This is a genomic window from Sphingomonas sp. KR3-1, assembly GCF_040049295.1.
Classification (GTDB): Bacteria; Pseudomonadota; Alphaproteobacteria; order Sphingomonadales; family Sphingomonadaceae; genus Sphingomonas.
Window position 1 is genome coordinate 354,792 of record NZ_JBDZDQ010000003.1, and the last position, 21,886, is coordinate 376,677.

Annotated in this window: 19 protein-coding genes and 1 tRNA gene; 9 read left to right on the top strand and 11 right to left on the bottom strand. The window is 68.2% G+C overall.

The annotated features are described in order from the left end of the window. The first annotated feature begins 8 nt into the window (after positions 1-8). From ABLE38_RS17610 to ABLE38_RS17640, 7 genes are all read left to right on the top strand, one after another. On the top strand, positions 9-488 hold the full coding sequence (locus tag ABLE38_RS17610; RefSeq protein WP_348975553.1) for an RNA pyrophosphohydrolase: 480 nt from the start codon (positions 9-11) through the stop codon (positions 486-488). Between the two features lie 44 nt (positions 489-532). Beyond that, the gene (locus ABLE38_RS17615; RefSeq protein WP_348975554.1) at positions 533-1,462 is read left to right on the top strand and encodes a DUF481 domain-containing protein; all 930 of its coding nucleotides are present in this window, start codon (positions 533-535) and stop codon (positions 1,460-1,462) included. A gap of 77 nt (positions 1,463-1,539) precedes the next feature. Next, positions 1,540-2,748 carry a hydrolase gene (locus ABLE38_RS17620; RefSeq protein WP_348975555.1) on the top strand — a complete coding sequence of 403 codons (1,209 nt, stop codon included), beginning with the start codon at positions 1,540-1,542 and terminating at the stop codon, positions 2,746-2,748. Beyond that, positions 2,745-3,755: an arginine N-succinyltransferase gene (locus tag ABLE38_RS17625; RefSeq protein WP_348975556.1), complete on the top strand. Its 1,011-nt coding sequence runs from the start codon at positions 2,745-2,747 to the stop codon at positions 3,753-3,755. Before ABLE38_RS17620 ends, ABLE38_RS17625 begins: the two co-directional genes overlap by 4 nt. A gap of 180 nt (positions 3,756-3,935) precedes the next feature. Continuing rightward, positions 3,936-5,195, top strand: a complete 1,260-nt coding sequence (locus ABLE38_RS17630; protein ID WP_348975557.1) for an N-succinylarginine dihydrolase — start codon at positions 3,936-3,938, stop codon at positions 5,193-5,195. Between the two features lie 51 nt (positions 5,196-5,246). Then, entirely contained in the window at positions 5,247-5,459 is a 213-nt protein-coding gene (locus ABLE38_RS17635; RefSeq protein WP_348975558.1) for a hypothetical protein, read from the top strand. Between the two features lie 95 nt (positions 5,460-5,554). Beyond that, complete coding sequence (locus ABLE38_RS17640) at positions 5,555-6,826, top strand: ATP-binding protein (protein WP_348975559.1); 1,272 nt, start codon at positions 5,555-5,557, stop codon at positions 6,824-6,826. Positions 6,827-6,892: 66 nt separating this feature from the next. On the opposite strand, the gene ABLE38_RS17645 is transcribed toward ABLE38_RS17640, so the two are convergent. Continuing rightward, positions 6,893-6,969, bottom strand: a tRNA-Arg gene (locus tag ABLE38_RS17645). An 82-nt stretch (positions 6,970-7,051) separates the two neighbouring features. On the opposite strand from ABLE38_RS17645, the gene ABLE38_RS17650 reads away from it, so the two are divergent. Continuing rightward, entirely contained in the window at positions 7,052-7,549 is a 498-nt protein-coding gene (locus ABLE38_RS17650; RefSeq protein WP_348975560.1) for a hypothetical protein, read from the top strand. 1 nt (position 7,550) lies between these two features. On the opposite strand, the gene ABLE38_RS17655 is transcribed toward ABLE38_RS17650, so the two are convergent. The 7 genes from ABLE38_RS17655 to ABLE38_RS17685 all read right to left on the bottom strand — a co-directional run bounded on the left by ABLE38_RS17655 (position 7,551) and on the right by ABLE38_RS17685 (position 16,961). After that, positions 7,551-9,824, bottom strand: coding sequence for a fused MFS/spermidine synthase (locus ABLE38_RS17655; protein ID WP_348975561.1), 2,274 nt, complete (start codon positions 9,822-9,824; stop codon positions 7,551-7,553). Between the two features lie 22 nt (positions 9,825-9,846). Beyond that, entirely contained in the window at positions 9,847-10,410 is a 564-nt protein-coding gene (locus ABLE38_RS17660; protein WP_348975562.1) for a GNAT family N-acetyltransferase, read from the bottom strand. After that, on the bottom strand, positions 10,407-10,946 hold the full coding sequence (locus ABLE38_RS17665) for a GNAT family N-acetyltransferase (RefSeq protein WP_348975563.1): 540 nt from the start codon (positions 10,944-10,946) through the stop codon (positions 10,407-10,409). Before ABLE38_RS17665 ends, ABLE38_RS17660 begins: the two co-directional genes overlap by 4 nt. Next, complete coding sequence (locus tag ABLE38_RS17670; protein WP_348975564.1) at positions 10,943-11,479, bottom strand: GNAT family N-acetyltransferase; 537 nt, start codon at positions 11,477-11,479, stop codon at positions 10,943-10,945. Before ABLE38_RS17670 ends, ABLE38_RS17665 begins: the two co-directional genes overlap by 4 nt. A 45-nt stretch (positions 11,480-11,524) precedes the next feature. Then, positions 11,525-12,508, bottom strand: coding sequence for a porphobilinogen synthase (gene hemB, locus ABLE38_RS17675; protein WP_348975565.1), 984 nt, complete (start codon positions 12,506-12,508; stop codon positions 11,525-11,527). An 18-nt stretch (positions 12,509-12,526) separates the two neighbouring features. Further along, positions 12,527-13,969, bottom strand: coding sequence for an MATE family efflux transporter (locus tag ABLE38_RS17680; RefSeq protein ID WP_348975566.1), 1,443 nt, complete (start codon positions 13,967-13,969; stop codon positions 12,527-12,529). 136 nt (positions 13,970-14,105) lie between these two features. Beyond that, positions 14,106-16,961, bottom strand: a complete 2,856-nt coding sequence (locus tag ABLE38_RS17685) for a valine--tRNA ligase (protein ID WP_348975567.1) — start codon at positions 16,959-16,961, stop codon at positions 14,106-14,108. Between the two features lie 110 nt (positions 16,962-17,071). Between ABLE38_RS17685 and ABLE38_RS17690 the strand changes: the two genes are divergently transcribed. After that, positions 17,072-17,494 carry an MAPEG family protein gene (locus tag ABLE38_RS17690; protein WP_348975844.1) on the top strand — a complete coding sequence of 141 codons (423 nt, stop codon included), beginning with the start codon at positions 17,072-17,074 and terminating at the stop codon, positions 17,492-17,494. Positions 17,495-17,536: 42 nt separating this feature from the next. Here ABLE38_RS17690 and ABLE38_RS17695 read toward each other — a convergent pair whose 3' ends face one another. The 3 genes from ABLE38_RS17695 to ABLE38_RS17705 all read right to left on the bottom strand — a co-directional run bounded on the left by ABLE38_RS17695 (position 17,537) and on the right by ABLE38_RS17705 (position 21,869). Further along, entirely contained in the window at positions 17,537-19,582 is a 2,046-nt protein-coding gene (locus ABLE38_RS17695; RefSeq protein ID WP_348975568.1) for a S9 family peptidase, read from the bottom strand. A 184-nt stretch (positions 19,583-19,766) separates the two neighbouring features. Beyond that, entirely contained in the window at positions 19,767-20,294 is a 528-nt protein-coding gene (locus ABLE38_RS17700) for a DUF2497 domain-containing protein (RefSeq protein ID WP_348975569.1), read from the bottom strand. Positions 20,295-20,330: 36 nt separating this feature from the next. Further along, positions 20,331-21,869 carry a TolC family outer membrane protein gene (locus ABLE38_RS17705; RefSeq protein ID WP_348975570.1) on the bottom strand — a complete coding sequence of 513 codons (1,539 nt, stop codon included), beginning with the start codon at positions 21,867-21,869 and terminating at the stop codon, positions 20,331-20,333. Positions 21,870-21,886 lie beyond the last annotated feature (17 nt).

The window sequence follows — 21,886 nt, forward strand, 5'->3', positions numbered from 1 at the left end:
AGCGCGCCATGACCGATATCGCTTCCCTTCCCTATCGCCCCTGCGCGGGCGTGATGCTGCTCAATCGCGACGGCCAGGTGTTCGTCGGCCAGCGGCTCGATTCGGTGGTCGAGGCCTGGCAGATGCCGCAGGGCGGGATCGATCCCGGCGAGGACCCGCTCGACGCGGCGTGGCGCGAGCTGTGGGAAGAGACCGGCGTCGAGCGCGAGCATGCCGAGCTGATCGCCACCGCGCCCGACGAGCTGTTCTACGACCTGCCCGAGGATCTGGTCGGACGGATCTGGAAGGGCAAGTGGCGCGGCCAGCGCCAGCGCTGGTTCCTGTTCCGCTTCCTCGGCGAGGACAGCGACGTCAACATCGAGACCGCCGAGCCCGAATTCCGCGCCTGGCGCTGGGCGGAGCCAAAAGATCTCCCCGACATCATCGTGCCGTTCAAGCGGGAGCTCTATAAGGAACTGTTGACCGTCTTTGGACAACATCTCGTCTGATCCTGCCCTAGTTTCGCTCCCATAACGGCGATACGGACCCGTTCATGCGCGCCTTGCTCCTTGCCCTGCCGCTGTTCCTCGCCGCCGCTCCGGCCATGGCGGACGACGATGACGGTGCTGCCGCCGCGCTGGCGGCCGCGAACGTGCCGCCGGCGCTCAAGCTGATGCTCGAGGCAGCGATGGAATCGGGCAACGAGAACGACGTCGCCGTCATCGTCAAATATGCGCGCAGCGCCGCGCCGGACAGCGCCGACCAGCTGGTGAAGATCGCCGCCGACTGGCGCGACTCCCGCCTGAAAAAGGCGCAGGCCAAGATCCGCAGCGCCGACTTCTTCGACCTGGTGAAGGGCCATGCCGAGCTGGGCGGCTATGTCACCACCGGCAATACCGAGAATGTGGGCATCACCGCCGCGTTCGAGATCAAGCGCGAGGCGCTGGAATGGCGCCACAAGCTGCGGGCGCAGGCCGATTACCAGGAGAGCCTGGGGGTCACCACGCGCGAGCGCTACCTCGTCGCCTACGAGCCCAACTGGAAGTTCGACGACCGCGCCTATCTCTACGGCGCGGCGCAATATGAAAGCGACCGCTTCTCGGGCTTCACCGACCGCGTGTCGCTGTCTACCGGCATCGGCTACAGCGCGATCAAGTCGCCCGCGGTGAAGCTCGACCTCGAAGTCGGTCCTGCCTATCGCTACACCCACTTCATCGACGCGACCCAGCAGGGCAATGCCGCGGCGCGCGGCAGCATCGATTTCGGCTGGAAGGTCGCCAAGGGCATTTCGGTGACGCAGGTCGCCTCCGCCTATGTGCAGGACGCCAACAGCACGGTCTCGTCCAAGTCGGCGCTGCTCACCAAGCTGATCGGGCCGCTCTCGGCGCAATTCAGCTATTCGATGCAGTTCGAAAGCGCGCCGCCGCTCGGGCGCAAGACCACCGACACGACCAGCCGCGCCGCGCTCGTCGTCGATTTCTGACGCGCCATACCCAAATTGCATGAGCCTCACCCCTCGCCGGGGCTGACGGCAATAATATTTCGCGCTACGCCCGCGGGATGACCGAGCTTTCCAAGACAGAATGCGCGGCAGTGGAGAGGGCCGCGGCGGCGCCGATGCTGGCGCGGACCGAGGCGTGGACGGCGATCAACAGCGGCACCCGCAACCTGGCGGGCCTTGTGCGGATGGCCGATGCGCTGGCGGATGCCTTCTCCGTACTGCCCGGACACCTCGCGCTGGTCGAGCCCGAGGCGGCCGACAGCGTCACCGCGGCAGGCGAGGTGCTGCCGCTGGCGCATGGCCGCCATTTGCATCTCGCGGTGCGCCCCGATGCGCCGGTGCAGATCCTGCTGACCGGGCATATGGACACGGTCTACGGCGCCGATCACCCCTTCCAGGCGAACCATTGGCTGCCGGATGGCAACCTCAACGCGCCGGGCGCCGCCGACATGAAGGGCGGCCTGGCGCTGATGCTGGCCGCGCTCGAGGCCGTGGAGGCGAGCCCGCTCGCCGGGCAGCTCGGCTATGAGGTGCTGATCAATTCCGACGAGGAGACCGGATCCTTCTCCTCCGCCGGGCTGATCGCCGGGGCGGCGCAGGGCAAGGTCGCGGCGCTCACCTATGAGCCTGCCCTGCCCGACGGCACGCTGGCCGGCGCGCGCGGGGGCACGGGCAATTTCTCGATCATGGTGCACGGCAAGTCCGCCCATGCCGGGCGCAACCCGGACGAGGGGCGCAACGCGCTGGTGGCCGCGGCGGATCTGGCGATGCGGCTGAATGACGCCAAGGCCCCCGGCCTGGCGGTGAACCCGGCCAAGATCGACGGCGGCGGGCCGAACAATGTCGTGCCCGATCTCGCCATCCTACGCGTGAACTTCCGCCCCAAGGATGCCGAGGCGATCACCAGGGCGCGCATCGCGATCGACCAGGCGGTGGCGATCGTCGCGGTGAAGCATGACGTGCGCGTGCACGTGCATGGCAATTTCAACCGCCCGCCCAAGCCGTTGGACGCCGGTGCCGAGAAATTGTTCGAACTGGTGAAGCGGTCCGGCGCCGACCTCGGCATTCCCGTCTCTTGGAAATTCTCGGGCGGCGTGTGCGACGGCAACAACATCGCCGCTGCAGGCGTGCCCGTGGTCGATACGATGGGCGCGCGCGGCGGGCTGATCCACAGTCCGGAAGAGTTCCTGATCCCGGAGAGCCTCGCCGAACGCGCCGCGCTCTCCGCCGTCACCATGTTGCGTATCGCCGAGAAGGGGAAGTTATGAGTTTCGTGATCCGGGCTGCCCGCGACGAGGATCTGCAGGCGCTCTACGAGATGGCGAAGCTCACCGGGGGCGGCTTCACCAACCTCCAGCCCGAAAAGGACGTGCTGCGCGCCAAGCTCGCCCGCAGCCATGTCGCGTTCGAGCGCGCCGAGGGTGAGACCGGCGACGACGTGTTCGTGCTGGTGCTCGAGAATGCCGATACCGGCGAAGTGCGCGGCACCTGCCAGATCTTCACCGCGGTCGGCCAGCGCTGGCCCTTCTATTCCTATCGCCTCGCCACCGAGACCAAGCATAGCGAGGAACTCGGCCGCACCTTTCGCGCCGAGACGCTGAGCCTGGTCAACGACCTGGAGGGGGCGAGCGAAGTCGGCGGACTGTTCCTCCACCCCGGCGAGCGCGCCGGCGGGCTGGGGATGCTGCTCGCGCGCAGCCGCTATTTGTTCATCGCCCGCCACCGCGCGCGCTTCGCCGAGAAGATCCTCGCCGAGCTGCGCGGGGTGATCGACGAGGCGGGCGGATCGCCCTTCTGGGACGGCATCGCCGGCCGCTTCTTCGGGATGAACTTCCAGGAGGCGGACAGCTTCAATGCGGTGCATGGCAACCAGTTCATCGCCGACCTGATGCCCAAATACCCGGTCTACACCGCGATGCTCCAGGACAGCGCCCGCAGCGTGATCGGCCTGCCCCACCCCTCGGGCCGGGCCGCGATGCGGATGCTCGAGAATGAGGGATTCGCCTGGGAGCGCTACGTCGACATCTTCGATGGCGGCCCGACGATGACGGCGCGCACCGACCAGGTGAACACCGTGCGTGACGCCAAGGCTGCGCCGGTGGCGGCGGTGGAGGGCGGCGGCGAGCCGGCGCTGGTCGCGACGGGCACGCTCAAGGACTTCCGGGTGACGCAGGGCCGCGTGGCGGCGCGCGAGGGCGGCGTGGCGATCGATCCGCGCGCCGCCGAGCTGCTCGGCGTCGGCGTGGGAGATGAGGTGCTGCATGTGGGCCGGTAATATTCCTCCCCGAGCTTGTCTCGGGGAGGGGGACCGCCGCGCGCAGCGCGGTGGTGGAGGGGCCGTCGCATCCGCGACGGTCTCCCGCGCGGCGGAGGCGCCCCGCGCCTATGGCGCGGCCCCTCCACCACGCCCTTCGGGCGCGGTCCCCCTCCCCCAGCAAGCTGGGGAAGGAATTTGATGCTCCTCGAGATCAACTTCGACGGGATCATCGGCCCGAGCCACAATTATGCCGGGCTCAGCCCCGGCAACCTGGCGGCGACGCGCAACCGGGGCGAGACCTCCTATCCGCGCGCCGCGGCGCTGCAGGGCATCGCCAAGATGCGCGCCAACATGGCGCTGGGGCTGACCCAGGGCATCCTGCTGCCCCATGCGCGGCCCGATCACCGCTGGCTCGCCAGCCTGGGCACTCGCTTCGAGGACGCGCCGCCCCATAGCCAGGCGCAGGCGCTGTCGGCCTCGCCGATGTGGGCGGCCAATGCGGCGACCGTCTCGCCCGCGCCCGATACCGGCGATGGGAAGTGCCATCTCAGCGTCGCCAACCTGGTGACGATGCCGCATCGCAGCCACGAATGGCCCGAGACGCTGGCGCAGCTCCGCCTCGCCTTCGCGAACCCCGCCTTCACCGTGCACGGCCCGGTGCCGGCGCCGTTCGGCGACGAAGGCGCGGCCAATCACATGCGCCTCGCCGCCGAGCACGGCGCGCCCGGCGTCGAAGTCTTCGTCTACGGCATCTCGGGCGGGCCCTTCCCGGCCCGCCAGCATCCCGACGCCAGCGCGGCAGTAGCGCGGCGGCACCGGCTCGAGCGCGTGCTGTTCGTCCAGCAGTCCGAGGCGGCGATCGCGGCGGGCGCCTTCCACAACGACGTGGTCGCGGTGGCGAACGGGCGCGTGCTGTTCGCCCATGAGCACGCCTTTGCCGACAAGGCGCGCTTCCATGCCGATCTGCGCGCGATGCTGCCCGAGGTCGAGATCGTCGAGGTGCCCGCCGCGCAGGTGAGCCTGGCCGATGCGATCAAGTCCTATCTGTTCAACGCCCAGCTGGTCACGCTCCCGTCCGGCGAAATGGCGCTGGTGCTGCCCGGCGAGGCGCGCGAGACGCCGAGCGTGTGGAACTGGCTGCAGGCGCATGTCGCCGGCAATGGCCCGATCCGCCGGCTCGAGGTGGTCGATGTGCGGCAATCGATGGCGAATGGCGGCGGCCCTGCCTGCCTGCGGCTGCGCGTCGTCTGCGATCCCGGAAAGGTCGACCCGCGCTTCCTGCTCGATCCTGCGAAGGCGGACCGGATAGAGGCGGTGATCGCGGCGCACTGGCCCGAGGCGATCCCCTTCGATTCGATCGCCGACCCCGCGCTGGTCGGCCGGATCGAGGCGGCGCGGCGGGCATTGCTCGAAGCGCTGGACCTGTCGGATTTACTTACAGGTAACCATTTAATTTAACGCGAAACTACGCGTTTTCGCGCTTGGCACGGCGCGTGCTTAACCCTTGGCATGTTGCATCGTCTCGGCCGCCTCTTCGTGATCAAGACCAAGTTCGAGGCGTTCCTCGTGATCTACGGGCTCGCCTGCGGTGCGACCGAGCGGGGGGTGCATTATCTCGGCCAGTTCCCGGGCTGGGGCGGCTGGATGATGTTCGCCGTCTGCCCGGTCGCCGTGTTCATGGCCGGGGCCAAGATACTGGACAGCTTCGATGTTCCGGAATGAACGTCGGATTGCGTCTGTAACAGGCGGGGGCTACGCCGGACGTAATCTGGGGAGATCGTAAGCGCGTGCGTTTGTTTCGGGGCATATTTTCCTCTTTGGCGGCGCAAGCGCTGCTCGCGGCGATCGTGCCGGGCGGCCTGATGGTCTTCGTGATGCACGAGGGCCAGCAGGCCGAGCTCGCGCAACGCGACGGCGAACGGCTCGACGCCTTTGTGCAGACCGCTGCCGAGGCATCGCGTGCGGGGCGGCCGCTCGATCAGGTGACGCAGCTCTCCGGGCCGCTGGCCGGGCGCGTGCTGCTCGTCGACCCGCAGGGCCAGGCGATCTCGGGGCCGACCAGCTCGCTGGCGCCGCGGGCCGAGCGCCCGGTGGTGGTCGATGGCCGCACCGTGGCGAGCGCCCGGATCGTCCGCGCGCCCGAGCTCAGCGACCAGGACCGGCGGGTGCTCGCCACGCAATATATCGGCGTCGCCGCGATCGTGGTGGTGCTGTTCGTGCTGCTGCTGGTGATGGCCTATGTCTTCGCGCGGCGCTGGTCCAGGCCGCAGCTCCAGCTCTACCGGATGAGCCGCGACGTCGTGAACGGCGATCTCGACCTCCATTTCGATGAGGATGGCCCCGCGGAGGTCGTGGCGACGATGCGCAACCTGCGCCGCATCGCCAGCCAGTTCAGCCGGCTTGAGACGGCGCGCCGCACCTGGCTCGTCTCGATCTCGGGCGAGCTCAAGGGCCCGACCGAGAATATGGGCGAGCATTTCATCAAGCTGTGCGAGGTGCAGCCACCCCTCGCCCCCGAGCTGATCGGCGCGATCGAGGAGGATACGCGTCGGCTGATCCACATGGCCGAGGACCTGAATGCCGTGGCGCTCGCCGATCTCGGCCGCCTGCCGGTCACCTTCGCGCCGGTGGACCCGCGCGCGCTGATCCACAACGCCATCTATGCCGACAAGAAGCGCGCCGAGGCGCAGGGCGTGCGGCTCGAGACCAGCACGCTGCCCGAATATACCGTGATCGTGAAATGGGACGGCGCGCGAATCGAGCAGCTGTTCGGCGCGCTGATCGACAATTCGCTGCGCTACACGCCGAAGAACGGGCGGATCGTGCTCGGCCTGGAAAGCTCGCGCGACGCCTGGCGGCTGATCATCGACGACAATGCCCCGGGCGTGGACGTGATGCTCGCCCAGCGCCTGTTCGAGCCATTCTACCGCTCGTCGGACCGCGCCGACGAATCCGCCGCCTCCGGCCTGGGCCTGGCGACCGCACGCGCGATCGTGGAAGCGCATCATGGCCGGATCGAAGCGAGCCGCTCGCCGATCGGCGGCCTGCGCGTAACGGTGATTCTGCCGAGCAACCCGCCGACCGCCTGAGCGACGGCCCGCTGAACCCCAAAACATAAAAACCCCGCTAAGCCATTGGCCTAGCGGGGTTTTTAGTGGCGCGCCCGGAACGATTCGAACGTCCGACCCTCAGATTCGTAGTCTGATGCTCTATCCAGCTGAGCTACGGGCGCGCATTGGAGGGGTGCCTTTAGAAGCGGTTTTCAGATCGCGCAAGCCGTTGCGTGCAGTTTTCCACAGGCATAAGGCACATTCATGCGATTTATTCTGCTGCTCAGCCTCACCGCCCTCGCCGGCTGCACCCAACCGGCGGGGCGCTACCCCTCTCTGCTGCCTCGTCCCATCGAGCAGACCAGCCTCGCCGAGCCTGATCGGCCCGTGCCGGTCGCCGCGCCGGATGCGGCGCTCGACCAGCAGATCGCGGATATCCGCGCGAGCCTGGACGCCGGCACCAAGGCGTTCAACGCCGGGGCGCAGGATGCCGAGGCCAAGATCGCGGTCGCGCGCGGCCTGCCCCAGGGATCGGAGCGCTGGCTCGACGCGCAGGTGGCGATGGGGCAGCTCGCCGAGCTGCGCCGCCCGGCCGCGGCAGCGCTGGCCGATCTGGAGGCGCTGGCGACCCAGCGCGGCGTGAACGGCCTGCCGCCCTACCCTGCGCTCGATTCGGCCTCTGCCGATGCCGAGAAGGCGGCGACCGCACAGCAGGCCCGGATCGATTCGCTCGAGGCGGCGCTGGGCGACACCGGCAATTGAGCTAGTCGTTCGCCAGCTCGGGATGGAGCAGGCGGAGGACCGGGATCACCGAGGCATAGTCGTCGGTCCAGGGCTGGAAGCCCGGCCAGGTGCCGAGCTGCCGCCAGCCGCCACCGCGGGCGACCAGCCGGTTGAGCAGCACGGGATCGTGGCTGAGCGCGATCCATTCGGATGCCGATTCGGCCTCTGTCTCGACCTGCTCGACCTTGGTGCCGCCGCTGGGCGTCTCTTCCGCGACGAAATTGGGCCCCGGTTCATAGGATAGCCGCACAGCGTGCCAGCCGCCGTCGCGCGCTGCCGCGGAGACCACCGGGGCCAGCGCCATGAAGCGGTTCGAGATATGGACGAGGAGCAGGCCATTGCGCGCCAGCACCCGGCCATAGGTGGCAAAGGCCTCGCGCGTGAGCAGGTGCATCGGCACCGTGTCCGACGAAAACGCATCGAGCGCGAGCAGGTCGAGGCTGGCGCTGGCCGATTCGGTGAGGCGCACACGCGCATCGCCGATCGAGATGCGCGTCTGCGGGGCGCATTGGCGCAGGAAGGTGAACTTGCCCGAATCGCGGGCGAGCTGGACGATCGCCGGATCGATCTCGAAGAAGCGCCAGCTCTGGCCGGGCCTGGCGTAACAGGCCAGCGTGCCGGTACCGAGGCCGACCACACCGACGCGCGCCGCCGGGCCATAGAGGTCGGGCAGCGCCTGCATCGCCTGGCCGACGCCCGATCCGGGGACATAATAGGTGGTCGGCTCGGTCGAGCGCGCGCCCTTCAGCTGGACGCCGTGGAGCGTGGTGCCGTGCGCGAGCTGGCGCTCGTCGGGATAGTCGGTGACGGTGTAGACGCCGAAATAGCTGCGGGTGCGCGCATCGGTGAGCGAAAGCTGGATCGATCGATAGCCGCCGAACAGGATCAGGCCGCCGGCAAGCGCCGCGAGATAGGCCGGGCGGCGGCCGATCGCGACCAGCCCGAGCGCGGCGACCAGGACGAAGGCGATCTGCTCGTGCATCTCGCCGAAGACGCCGCCGGGATTGGCGATGCCGAGCCAGACCAGCACGGCGACGACTGCGATCAGCGCCACCGTCTTCGCCGGCCTGTGGCGATCCCACAGGTCGCCGATCAGCGGCACCAGGAAGATTTGCGGGCACAGCGCGCCGGCGGCGAAGACCAGCAGCGGATATTCATAAGTCCAGTCGAACAGGATCGGCGCGATCAGCCCGGCGAATACCCCGCCCAGCGCCCCGCCGACCGACATGGCGAGATAGAAGCCGGTGAGATGATCGGGCGCCGGGCGCAGCGCGTACATGCGCGCGTGCAGCGTCACCGCGACGGTGAACAGCAGCAGCAGCCCGATGATCGCGTTGATATAGGCGAGCTTCTGGTGGCCGGCGATCAGCGTCGCGCCGAACATCAGGATGATCACCGGCGCGAACTTGGTGAGGATCTCTGGCAGCACCGCATCATCACGAAAGGCGACCGAGAAGCTGAGCAAGTAGAGCCCGAGCGGCAGCACCCAGAGCATCGGCACCGCGACGATATCGGTGGTGAGGAAGGTGGTGGTCGCCAGCATCAATCCCGAGGGGACGAGCGCGAGCACGATCCAGTGGAGGATCCGGCCCCATTCGGGCGCAGGCGTGTGCGTTGCGACGTGCGGCTCGCCCTCGGCCTGGCGCGGCAGCCGCGCGGCGCAGCCCGCCACCAGGATCAGGACAAGGACATAGCCGACGGTCCACAGCCAGCTCTGCGCCTTGAGCGCCAGGCCGGGCTCGACCAGCAGCGGATAGGCGAGCAGCCCGCCGAAGCTGCCGATATTGGAGGCGGCGTAGAGCGCATAGGGATCGCGGCCATGGCTGGCGATGCTGTACCAGCGTTGGAGCAGGGGCGCCTGGGCCGAGATGGCGAAGAAGAGCGGGCCGATCGAGGCGATGAGCAGCCAGGGCACCCATAGCGCGGGCTGGGCATCGGCGGGCAGCTCCATCGCGATCACGCCGATCGGCAGCCAGAGCGCGGCGCCGACCAGCACCGCAAGATGGATCGTCGCCTGCATCCGCGGCGGCACGCGGCCGAGCCAGTGCGCATAGGCATATCCGCCGAGCAGCAGCGCCTGATAGACCAGCATCGCGCTGTTCCACACCGCCGGCGCACCGCCGAGCTGGGGCAGCGCCATGCGCGCGACCATCGGCTGGACGAGGAAGAGCAGGAAGGAGCCGGCAAGGATCGCGGCGACGAACAGCCAGCGCGGCGCGCGCGCCAGGGCCTGCTCGTCGGTGTCGTCGTCCATCAGCATCCTCCCCCGACCCCGCTTAGCCCGCGGGGCTTGCGCGCAGATGAACGGCCGAAGCGCCAGGCCGGGCGATCCGATAGGTGATGTGCGGGTTCAGCCATTCGGGCGCCATCGGGTGGATGAAATCCTGTTCCGGAACGCGCACCATGCCGAGGCGCTCCATCAGCCCCCAGCTGCGCGTGTTGCCAGGCACGGTCATCGCCGCGACCGTGGCGGCGTCGAGCCGGGCCCAGGCCCAGTCGAGGCTCGCCTGCGCCGCTTCGCGCGCATAGCCCTTGCCCCAATATCCCGGGGCGAACCGCCAGCCGATCTCGGTCTCGCCGAACAGCGGCGTCCCCTCGGGGCCGGGCTTGAGCCCGCAAAAGCCGAGGAACGCGCCGTCTTCCCGGCGCTCGACCGCCCAGAAGGCGTGGCCGATGCTGTCGATCAGGGCGTTCTGGCGTTCCATCGCAGCATCGGCAGCTTCCGGGGTGAGCGGCGGGCCGAGGAATTCCATCACCGCGGGATCCCGGCCCATCGCATGCCAGGCCGGGCGGTCGCGCTCCTGCCAGCGGCGGAGGATCAGGCGTTCGGTCTCGATCATTGCGGGCGCTCCAGCGCGTACACGATCATCGCGCCAAGCGGGGCGCCGGGCGGATGATCCTGATGGTGGAAATCGAGATCCGGCCGACGCGCCATGCCCAGCCGCTCCATCAGGCGCCAGCTCGGGACGTTGAGCTGCGTCGTCCAGGCGCCGATCGCAGGCGCGTCGAGGTTCGTCCAGGCCCAGGCGATGCTCGCTTCGGCCGCTTCGCGCGCATAGCCCTTGCCCCAATGCGCCTCGGCGACGCGCCAGCCGATCTCGTGCATGCCGGCGACCGGCACCTCGGCTGGGTAGTTCGAAGCGATGCGGATGCCGCAGGTGGCGACCAGCGCTCCGGAATCCTTGTGTTCGACCGCCCAGTAGCAATGCCCGTCGCGGGCCTGGTCGGCGAGGCGCCGTTCGAACATCGCATCGACGCGTGCAGGCGCATGGACGCCGCCCAGATAGCGCATCATCGCCTCGGTATTGAACCGCTCGAACGCCGGACGGTCCTCGCGCTGCCAGGGGCGCAGGCGCAGGCGGGCGGTCTCGATCATGCCGGGCGGTCGATCGCGTAGACGATCATCGCGCCGACGGGGTCTTCGGGGGCATAGTCGGGGTGGCGGAAATCGAGATCGGCGCGCCGCCGCATGCCGAGCCGCTCCATCAGGCCCCAGCTGCGCGTGTTGCCGATCACCGTCCAGGCGGCGATGCGCGGGCGATCGGTGTTGGCCCAGCCCCAGGCGAGGCTCGCCTCCGCCGCCTCGCGCGCGATGCCCTGCCCCCAGAATTTCTCGCCGATCCGCCAGCCGATCTCGAGCTCCTCGGGCACCGGCGTGTCCGGATGGCCGCCGATGCGGACGCCGCAGACCCCGGCGAGCTCGCCGGTCTCGCGCAATTCGACCGCCCACATGCAATGGCCGTAGCGCTCCTGCTGGGCGATCTGCTTGTCGAGGATCGCGTCATGCCTGGCCTGCGGCACAGGCCCGCCGAAATGCGCCATCATCGCCGGCGTGTTGACCAGCGCGTGGAAGGCCGGCTTGTCCGCCTCGCGCCAGGGGCGGAGGAGCAGACGTGGTGTTTCGATCATGTTCTTGCCCCTCTCCCCGGCTCTCTCCCCGATGGGAGAGGAAGATCAGCCCAACAGCTTCGCCGCCAGCGGCGCATGATAGGTCAGCACGCCCGAGCAGCCGGCGCGGCGGAAGGCCATCAGCGTCTCGAGCACCAGCGCGTCGCGGTCCCCTGCCCCTGCCGCGGCGGCGGCCTCGATCATCGCATATTCGCCGCTCACCTGGTACGCGAACACGGGCACCTGGAACTCGCTTTTCACGCGCAGGATGATGTCGAGATAGGGAAGCCCGGGCTTGACCATCACGCTGTCGGCGCCCTCGGCGATGTCGAGCGCGACTTCGCGCAGCGCTTCCTCGGCATTGGCCGGGTCCATCTGATAGGTCTTCTTGTCGCCCTTGAGCAGCCCGCGCGAGCCGACCGCGTCGCGAAACGGGCCATAGAAGCCCGAGGCGTACTTCGCGGCATAGGCCATGATCTGGACGTTGACGTGGCCGTTCGCCTCGAGCGCGCCGCGGATCGCGCCGACGCGGCCGTCCATCATGTCCGACGGGGCGACGATGTCCGATCCCGCCTCGGCCTGGAGCAGTGCCTGGTCGACCAGCACCGCGCTGGTCTCGTCGTTGAGGACATAGCCCTGGGCATCGACGACGCCGTCATGGCCGTGCGCGGTATAGGGGTCGAGCGCGACGTCGGTGAGGATGCCGATATCGGGCACCGCATCCTTGATCGCTCGAATCGCGCGGCACATCAGATTGTCGGGGTTGAGCGCCTCACGGCCATCCTCGGTGCGCAGTTCGCGCGGGGTGTTGGGGAACAGCGCCAGGCACGGGATTCCGAGGTCGCGGGCCTCGCGGGCGCGGGCGACGATGCCGTTCAGCCCCCAGCGCGACACGCCGGGAAGCGCGGCGATCGGCTCCTCCGCCTCGCCTTCGGTGACGAACAGCGGCCAGATCAGGTTGGCGGGGGTGAGGACGGTCTCGGCATGCATCCGGCGGCTCCACTCGGAGGCACGGGTGCGGCGGAGGCGGAGGGCGGGATACTGGCTCATGGAGGCGCTGATGCGCCCTCAGCAATTGGGTTGCAAGCGCCCCGCGGGTTCGCTGGTGGCCTGCGCCTCTTCCTCCACCTCGGTCGGCTCGGGCGGCACCGCCAGCACCTGCTTGCGCCAATTGCCGTGGCGATAATAGAGCGCCGCCAGCGCGAGCGAGCAGGCGGATCCGATCGGGAAGGCGATCCACAGCGCGTCCGGGCCGAACCAGCGCTGGCCGAGCACCGCGAAGCCGAAGCGGATCGGGAAGAGCGTGATCGCCAGGATGACCAGCGGCGGGATCGTCGCGCCATTGGCGCGGACGGTGGAGAACAGCACCATCGTCGCGCCGAACATCACGAAGGTCCAGCTGGCGAGCAGCTGGATGTGGCGGGCGATCGGGATGGCGGGCGAATCGCCGCCGACGAACAGCGCCATCACCGGGCGGTCGAACAGGATGATCGCGCCGATCACGACCAGGGTGATCGCGGTGTTGTAGGTCAGGCCGGCACGGGTGATCGCCCCCACCCGCTCCCATTTGCCCGCGCCGATATTCTGCGCGGCCATGCTCGAGACGGCGACGCCTATCGCCATCGCCGGCATCTGGATATAGGTCCACAGCTGCTGCGAGACGGCATAGGCCGCGGCGGTATCGACGCCGAGCCGGTTGACCAGGCCGATCATCGTCAGGCCCGCGGTCGACATCACCAGCATCTGCGCGCCCATCGGCAGCCCCTTGGCGACGATCGTGCGGACCAGCGCCTTTTCGGGGAGCAGGTAGCGCAGCTCCGGGCCGCGCAGGCGGATCGGCAGGTCGCGCCAATAGACATAGATCAGCAGGCCGAGCGACGAGGTGATGCCGGCGAGCAGGGTCGCGGTCGCCGAGCCGGCGATGCCCATGCGCGGGAACGGGCCGATGCCTTCGATCAGCAGCGGGTTGAAGCTTGAATCGATCGCGACGCTCAGCACCATGAACCAAAGCGGGGTGATCGAATCGCCGGTGCCGCGCAGGCTCATCTGGATGAGCACGCCGAGCATCGAGAATGGCAGCCCTAGGAAGATGACACGCAGATAGTCGCGCGCCATGTCCTGCGCCTCGCCCGGCGTGGCGAGGAGGCGGAGGATCTGCGGGGCGAACAGCCAACCGAGGATCGCGATCACCACCGCGCCGCCCATCACCAGCCCGATCGCCGAGCCGAAGGCGCGGCGTGCGGCCTCGACATCGTGGCGGCCCATCGACTGACCGATCAGGATCGTCGCGGCCATGCCGAAGCCGAACACCGCCGAGAACATCAGGAACATGATGATGTTGGCGTTGCTGGTCGCCGCCAGCGCCTGCTCACCCAGGAAGCGGCCGACCCAGATCGAGTTGATCGACCCGTTCAGCGACTGGAGGATGTTCGAGCCCAGCGTGGGCAGCGCGAAGAGCAGCAGGGTGCGGCTGATCGGGCCCTGGGTGAGATCGTGACGCGGTGCTGGCATGGTGGCTTAGACCCCTCCCCCTACGGGTTTGTTCCCCGTTTCAGAAACCGTCATCCCCGCGAAGGCGGGGATCCAGGGTCACAAGCGCAACGCCCTTGGCTCTGGATCCCCGCCTGTGCGGGGATGACGAACTAAATCAACCCAGCCGCGCCAGCGCCGCGCTCAACCGCTCGGCCTCGGCCGCCTTTTCGGCATGATCGGCACGGGCCTTCTCGACCGCTTCCGGCTTGGCCCGCTCGACGAAGCTCGGATTATTGAGCCGCCCCGCGAGGCCGTCACGCTCCTTCTCCGCCGCGGCGATCGCCTTGGCGAGACGGGTCTTCTCGGCATCGATATCGACCACGTCGCCGAGCGGCACCACGAAGGTCGCCTTGTCGACGACGATCTGGAGCGAGCCGCCGGCGGGGACTTCGCCCGAGGCCTGATCGACGCGCGCCAGGCGGGCGAGCGCCGCCTGTTGGCGCTCCAGGCGCGCGCTGGTTTCCGCCGAGGCGTCGCGGACGAAGATCGGCAGGCGCGCGCCCGGGGGCACGTTGAGCTCGGTGCGCGCGGCGCGGATCTCGCTGACCAGCCGGATCAGCCAGTCGATCTCCTGCGCGGCCGAGGGATCGAGCGCGCGGGCATCGGCCATCGGCCACTTGGCGACGATCAGTTCATGCTCGCGCGGGCCCATCTTCGACCACAGCTCTTCGGTGATGAAGGGCATGAACGGGTGGAGCATCACCAGGATCTGGTCGAGCGCCCAGCCGGCGACCGCGCGGGTTTCCGGGATGGAGTTGCCGCCCTGATCGGCATCCGCGACTTCCGCGGTTTGAAGCGTCGGCTTGATCAGCTCGAGATACCAGTCGCAGAAGCGGCTCCAGACGAACTGGTAGATCGTGTTCGCCGCCTCGTCGAAGCGCAGGTCGGCCAGCGCCAGGTCGAGCGCCTGCACGGTAGCGACCGTCTCGGCGATGATCCAGCGGTTGACCGCCAGCTCGGCCGCGGGCGGCTCGAGCGTGGTCGAGGCGCCGATGCCGTTCGACTGGGCGAAGCGCGCGGCGTTCCACAGCTTGGTCGCGAAGTTGCGATAGCCCTCGATCCGGCGCTCATCCATCTTGATGTCGCGGCCCTGGCTTTCCATCGCCGCCATGAAGAAGCGCAGCGCATCGGCGCCGTAGCTGTCGATCAGCCCGAGCGGATTGACGACATTGCCCTTCGACTTGGACATCTTCTGCCCGTCCGCGGCGCGGACCAGGCCGTGGAGGTACAGCGTCTTGAACGGCACCGCCTTCATGAACTGCAGGCCCTGCATCATCATCCGGGCATCCCAGAAGAACAGGATGTCGAAGCCCGAGATCAGCACGTCGTTGGGGTAGCGCCCGCCGAGCGTGGGATCCGGGTTCTCCGGCCAACCCATCGTCGCGAAGGGCCAGAGCGCCGAGGAGAACCAGGTGTCGAGGACGTCGGGATCACGCCATAGCGGCACCCAACCGACACGTGGATTGCGAGCAAAGGCCTCCATAGCCTCTGAAAAATTGTCAAAAAGCTCGATGCTGTCTTCGCGAAAACCATACCGCGCGGCTGCCTCTCGGCGAATTTCGGCCTCCTCTTCGGCAACGAAGGTCCAATTGCCTTCCAACCGACCGGATGCGTCATTGAACGCAAGCGATTCACCATCCCACGACGGCCCGAACCACGCCGGAATCCGATGCCCCCACCACAACTGCCGGCTCACGCACCAGGGCTGGATGTTCTCCATCCAGTTGAAATAGGTCTTTTCCCAGCTCTTCGGCACGATCTTGGTCGCGCCCGAGCGGACCGCCTCGATCGCCGGCTTGGCCAGCGTCGCCGCGTCGACATACCATTGATCGGTCAGCCAGGGCTCGATCACGTCGCCCGAGCGATCGCCGAACGGAGTCGCGATCGTGCGCGGCTCGGCGTCGTGCTCCTCGCCGTCCTTATCGACATGCGGGATCAGGAAGCCCTCTTCCTTCAGCCGCGCGACCACGAGCTTGCGCGCCTCGAACCGGTCGAGCCCGAGCAGTTCGGCGGGGATCAGCCCGTCGCTGGTCTGGGCGATGCGCGCCTTGGCGTCGAGCATGTTGAGCATGTCGCGCGCCTCAATCCCGGCGCGGCGGCCGACCTCGAAGTCGTTAAAGTCATGCCCCGGCGTGATCTTGACCGCACCCGAGCCGAGCTCGGGATCGGCATGCTCGTCGGTGACGATCGGGATCAGCCGCCCGGTGATCGGCAGCTTGACCATCTTGCCGACCAGATCGGTGTAGCGCGTGTCCTCGGCATTCACCGCTACGGCCATGTCGGCGAGCATCGTCTCGGGGCGCGTGGTGGCGACCTCGATGAAGCCCGAGCCGTCGGCGAGCGGGTATTTCAGGTGCCAGAAGCTGCCCTTGACCTCCTTGGTCTCGACCTCGAGGTCGCTGATCGCGGTGCCGAGGCCCGGATCCCAGTTCACCAGGCGCTTGTCGCGGTAGAGCATTCGGGAGCCGTCAGGCTTCACCGTGTTGTAGAGTTCGACGAACACCTTGAGCACGGCCTTGGAGAAGCCCTCGTCCATGGTGAAGCGCTCTTCGGACCAGTCCATCGAGCAGCCGAGGCGGCGGAGCTGCTGCGTGATCTCGCCGCCGCTCTCTTCCTTCCACTCCCAGACCTTCGCGACGAACTCCTCGCGCGTGAAGTCGATGCGCTTCTGCTGCCTGGCGTTGAGCTGGCGCTCGACGACCATCTGCGTCGCGATGCCCGCATGATCGGTGCCGACCACCCAGCGCGCGTCCTTGCCCTTCAGGCGGGCGTGGCGGACCAGGATGTCCTGCAGCGTGTTGTCGAGCGCATGGCCGATATGCAGGCTGCCCGTCACGTTGGGCGGCGGGTTGACCAGCGTCCAGGGATCGGCGCCGTCACGCGCGGGACGGAACAGGCCGTTGCTTTCCCAATGCTGGTACCAGCGGGATTCGAGTTCGGCGGGGTCGAAGGTCTTGGGGAGTTCGCTCATGATCGAGCGGCTTTAGCGGCGAGCCGGGGCCCGGGTCGATACAAAAGTCGCGGAGGGCGATGGTTGTTGATACAAATGCGTAACGACCTGTCTGGGGAGATAGAGACATGATGCGGCTGGAAATCACCGTGCTCGTTTGGGGTTGCGTGCTGGCGCTCGTACACATCTTCGCGGCGGCGCATGTGAAGACGCGGCAATATGGCACCAAGTGGAATGTCGGCGCGCGCGACGAGAGCCTGCCCCCTGCCCAGCCGATCGTCGGCCGCCTGGTGCGCGCGCAGGCGAACTTCTTCGAGACCTTCCCGCTGGCGATCGTCGCGGTGGTGGCGCTGTGCTTCACGGGCAAGCAGACGATATGGACCGAGCTGGGCGCGCTGCTCTGGCTCGGCGGGCGGATCGTCTATCTGCCGCTCTATGCCGCCGGCGTGCCGGTGGTGCGCACGCTGGTATTCCTGGTCAGCCTGACCGGCATCCTGATGATGCTGTGGCCGTCGCTGGCGGCGGGGCTCGGCGCCTCGCTGCTGCTCGGCTGAGCCGGGCCGTCACTCCGCGCGCGCGGAGTGACGGCGACGGGCTTACCTGGCCGGCTTGGTGTACTGGTCGAGCCAGCCCAGCACGGTGCCGTACCACTGCATCGAGTTCTTCGGCTTGAGCACCCAGTGGTTCTCGTCCGGGAACACCAGCAGCTTGGACGGGATGTCCTTGCGCTGGAGCGCGGTGAACGCCGCCAGGCCCTGGGTATAGGGGATGCGGAAGTCCTTCTCGCTGGTGATCACCAGCTGCGGGGTCTTCCAGGCGGTGACGTGGTTGACCGGGTTCCACTTCTCGAACGCGGCGGGGTCCTCGAAATAGGCCTTGCCGCCATGTTCCCACTCGTCGAACCACAGCTCCTCGGTCTCATAGGCCATGGCGCGCGCGTCGAACACGCCGTCATGCTGGACGATGCACTTGAACCGGTCCGGCCAGTTCCCCTCGATCCAGTTCATCATGTAGCCGCCGTACGAGGCGCCGAGCGCGCAGGCATTGTCGGCATCGAGGTACGAGAATTTGTCGGTCGCGGCCTTGAGGCCCTTTTGCAGGTCCTCGAGCGGCCAGCCGCCCCAATTGTTGCGGATCGCATCGGTGAAGGCCTGGCCGTAGCCGGTCGAGCCGTGGAAATCGACGGCGACCACCGCATAGCCGGCGCCGGCGAACACCGCAGGGTTCCAGCGCCAGGACCAGCTGTTGTTGCTCGATCCCTGCGGTCCGCCATGGACGATGAAGGCGATCGGCGCCTTCTGGCCCTCGGCCAGCCCGGCGGGCTTCACGGAATAGCCCCAGACGGTGTCGTTGTTGGCGCCGGTGAAGCTGAAGCGCTCGACCTTGGGCATCGGGATGCCGGCCAGCTTCTCGGCGTTCACCGCGGTGAGCTGCGTGTTGGTCTTGCCCTTCAGCGCATAGAAATCGTCCGGCGCGGTGAGGCTGTTCATCGAATAGACGATGCCGCCCTTGGTCGGCACCACCGCCGAGACGTTGCCGATCTGGGTGAGCCGCGCGACCTTGCCGGTCTTCGGGTCGACCGACCAGATCGGAGTTTCCTGCGTGTCCTCGGCCGTGACGTAGATGGTCTTCGAATCGGGCGACCAGGCGATCGAGCCGACCGAGCGGTCCCAGGCCTGGGTCAGCGCCTTCACTTCGCCGGTGGCGAGGTTGCGCAGCTGGAGGACCTGGCGGTCGGCCTCATAGGTGGCGCGCGCCATCGAGAAATAGGCGAGCCACTTGCCGTCGGGCGAGACGGTGGGGAGATTGTCCATCCCCTCGTTCGCCTTGGTCAGGTTCACCGGCGCCGAGGAGCCGTCCGCGGGCGCGGCGAAGATGTCGAGATTGGTCGATTTGGGCTCGATCCGACCCGCTTCGCGCAGCGCGAAATAGACGGTCTTGCTGTCCGCGCTCCACGAAAGCTCCTCGCCGCCGCCGAACGGCTTGGACGGCGCATCGCCGATCAGGCCGCCTTCGATCGGCGTGCCGTTGCCGGTCGCGCCCTGCGGGCCGAAGGGCAGCACGAAGAGCTGCGAGCGCTCGCCGTTCGACCAGGTGTCCCAGTGGCGGATGAAGAGCTGGTCATAGGTGCGGCCCACCCCGGCGTTCGGGTCCTTCTTGACCATCGCCGGCTCGAGGCTGGGCGCGCCGGGCTTGCGATCGGCCCAGACGAGCAGCTTGGTACCGTCGGGCGAGACCTTGAAGCCGCTGAACCCGCCCGGGATATGGGTGAGCTGGACGGGGGCGCCGCCGGTGACGGCGACGCTCCATACGGCATCGTCGCCGCCCTTGTCCGACTGGAACCACACGGTCTTGCCGTCGGCGGAGAATTGCGGGGCCGTCTCGTTGACGTCGGCTTCCGCGACCAGCTTCTCGGGCTTGGCGCCCTTCACGGTCAGGTCGAGGCGCCAGAGGTCGTAGCGGCCCTTGTTGGCGGCGAGGTCGGTCTCGCGCTGCTGCCAGACGAGCCAGTGCCCGCCGGGCGACACCGAGGGAGCGCCGACGCGCGACAGGGTGGCGACGTCCTGGATGGTGAGGTCACGCGCGAAGGCAGGCGCGGCGGCGGAAGCGAGCGCGACGCCCGCGAGCAGGATGTGCTTCATGGGGGTGACGATAGCACCAACTGCCCTCCCTGCAAGGGAGGGGTGGGAGTGGGTTGCGCGCGTCAGCGAGCCCGGCCAGCCGGCCAGTGAAACAGAACCGGCAGTGAAACAGAAAAGGCCGGGCATCGAGCCCGACCTTTTCTATTTCACCCCTAGCCCCTCCCTTGCAGGGAGGGGAATTTCGTTACTGCCGGCCGGTGATCCGCGAGATTTCCTTGGCGACCATGTCTTCGACCAGCCGCGGCAGGTTGGCGTCGAGCCACTCGCTCAGCATCGGCTTGAGCATCGCGCGGACCAGGCCCTCGATCGTGTCGGTGCCGTGCACTGCCTCGGGCGCCTCGGCCGGCTTGACCATGCGCGACAGCGCCTCGAGCGGGCCGCGGGTGGCCTGGGCGGCGCTGTCCGACACGATCGGCTCTGCCGGGGCTGCAGCCGTTGCAGGTGCAACGGCAGGCGCCTTTTTCGCGGCTTCGGGCGGCGTGGGGGAACCCATCGACATCGGGGTCGGCGTCTCCAGTCTGTCGTTGTCGTCGACCGGTTGGCTCAGTTCGAGAATCTCGTCGATCGCGGCGGACTTCTCCGCCACCGTGGTCGCCGTCCGTCCGCCACGACGCGCACGCGTCGCAACGGCAGCATCGCCTTCCTCGGCGATGATGCGCTTGATGGAGGAGAGAATCTCTTCCATCGACGGCTCGCTACTGATGTCCCCCATCAACCGGCTACTCCAAAAAGCCCCGGAGGCGCGTAATCAGGGCTTTTTACGGTTAATGTCAACAGGCCGCGTGGCATCGTTGCGCTGAAGCACCGGATCGAGCGCGGTCGTCGAGACGTCCGGCGTCTGGGCCGGGGTCTGGTTGGTGCGCGTGCCGACCGCCTGGGGCTCGGGGTCGCTGCCCCAGTCCGACCAGCGATTCTTCACCCGCTTGTAGTTCAGACCCGGGTCGTAGAGCGGCCCGCCATCAAGGTTAAGATCATTGGCCTCGGCCCGGCCCATCGCCGCGAGCAGCGAGAAGCCGGCGACATAGGCATCGCGCTCGGCGGTGACATAGTTGACCTGGCTGTTGAGCAGTTCCTGCTCGGCATTCAGGATGTCGAGGATCGTGCGGGTGCCGACGCTGTTCTCGGCGCGGACGCCCTCGAGGCTCAGCTTGTTGGCATCGACCGCGATGCGCGACGATTCGATCACGCGCAGCGCCGACTGGTAGCTCGCATAGGCCGAGCGGACCTGGGCGATCACGCCGCGCTCGGTGAGCGTGACGGTCTCGATCGCGGAGGCTTCGCGCGCCTGGGCCTGGCGCACCTGCGCTGCCGGGCGACCGCCCTGGAAGATCGGCAGATTCACCTGGGCGCCGAGCGTGGTCGAGACGCCGTCCGGGCTGAGACCGGTGACCGAGCGCGCCTGGCTCGAGAGCGAGCCGAGATAATTGTAATAGTTGGTGCCGACGCCGACGCTGACCTGCGGCATGCGCGATGCCTTGGCCGAGTTCACGTCGAAGCGCGTGGCATCGCGCTGCTTCTGCGCGGCCTCGAGGTTCGGATTGTTGGCGAGCGCGATCTGCTCGGCGTCCTGCACGTCGACCGGGATGCCCGGCAGCGCCGGTGGCTGGGCGAGCACGCCCGGCGGTGCGCCGATGATGCGGATGTAATTCTCGCGCGCGCCGATCAGATTCGCCTCGGCGGTGCGCAGCTGGCTCTGGGCGAGCGCGAGGCGCGCTTCCGACTGGGCGACGTCGGTGCGAGTCAGGTCGCCCACCTCGAACCGGTCGCGCGTCGCCTGGAGGTTGACCTCGAGCACATGTGCGTTCTGCTGGTTGAGGCGGACGATCGCCTCGAAGCGGAGCACGTCGACATAGGCAGTGACGGCATCGGTGAAGATGTCCGCCTCCGAGCCGCGCAGGCTGGCGAGGCCGGCATCGACGCGGGTCTCGGCGGCGCGCACCGAATTGCGCACCGCGCCGCCGGTATAGATCGGCACCGACAGGTTGAGGCCCACCGTGCCGGTGCGCGTCGGGCTAACCTGCGAAGAATCGCTGTCATACGGGCTCGTGCTGGCCGAGGCCGTGCCGTTCAGGCCGGGGCGGCCCGCCGCCTTGGCGATCGGCACATTCTCGTCATTGGCGCGCTGGTTGGCGCGCTGGCCCTGCAGCTCCGGATTGGTGTTGTAGGCGAGCACGAGCGCGTCGCGCAGCGTGGTGGTCGGCTGCGCGGTCTGGGCCGGCGCAGTCGTGCCGACCTCGACCTGCACCGGCGTTTGCGTGCCGGCGCGCGTGGTCGTGGTCTGCGCCATCGCGGGCGCAGCAAGGG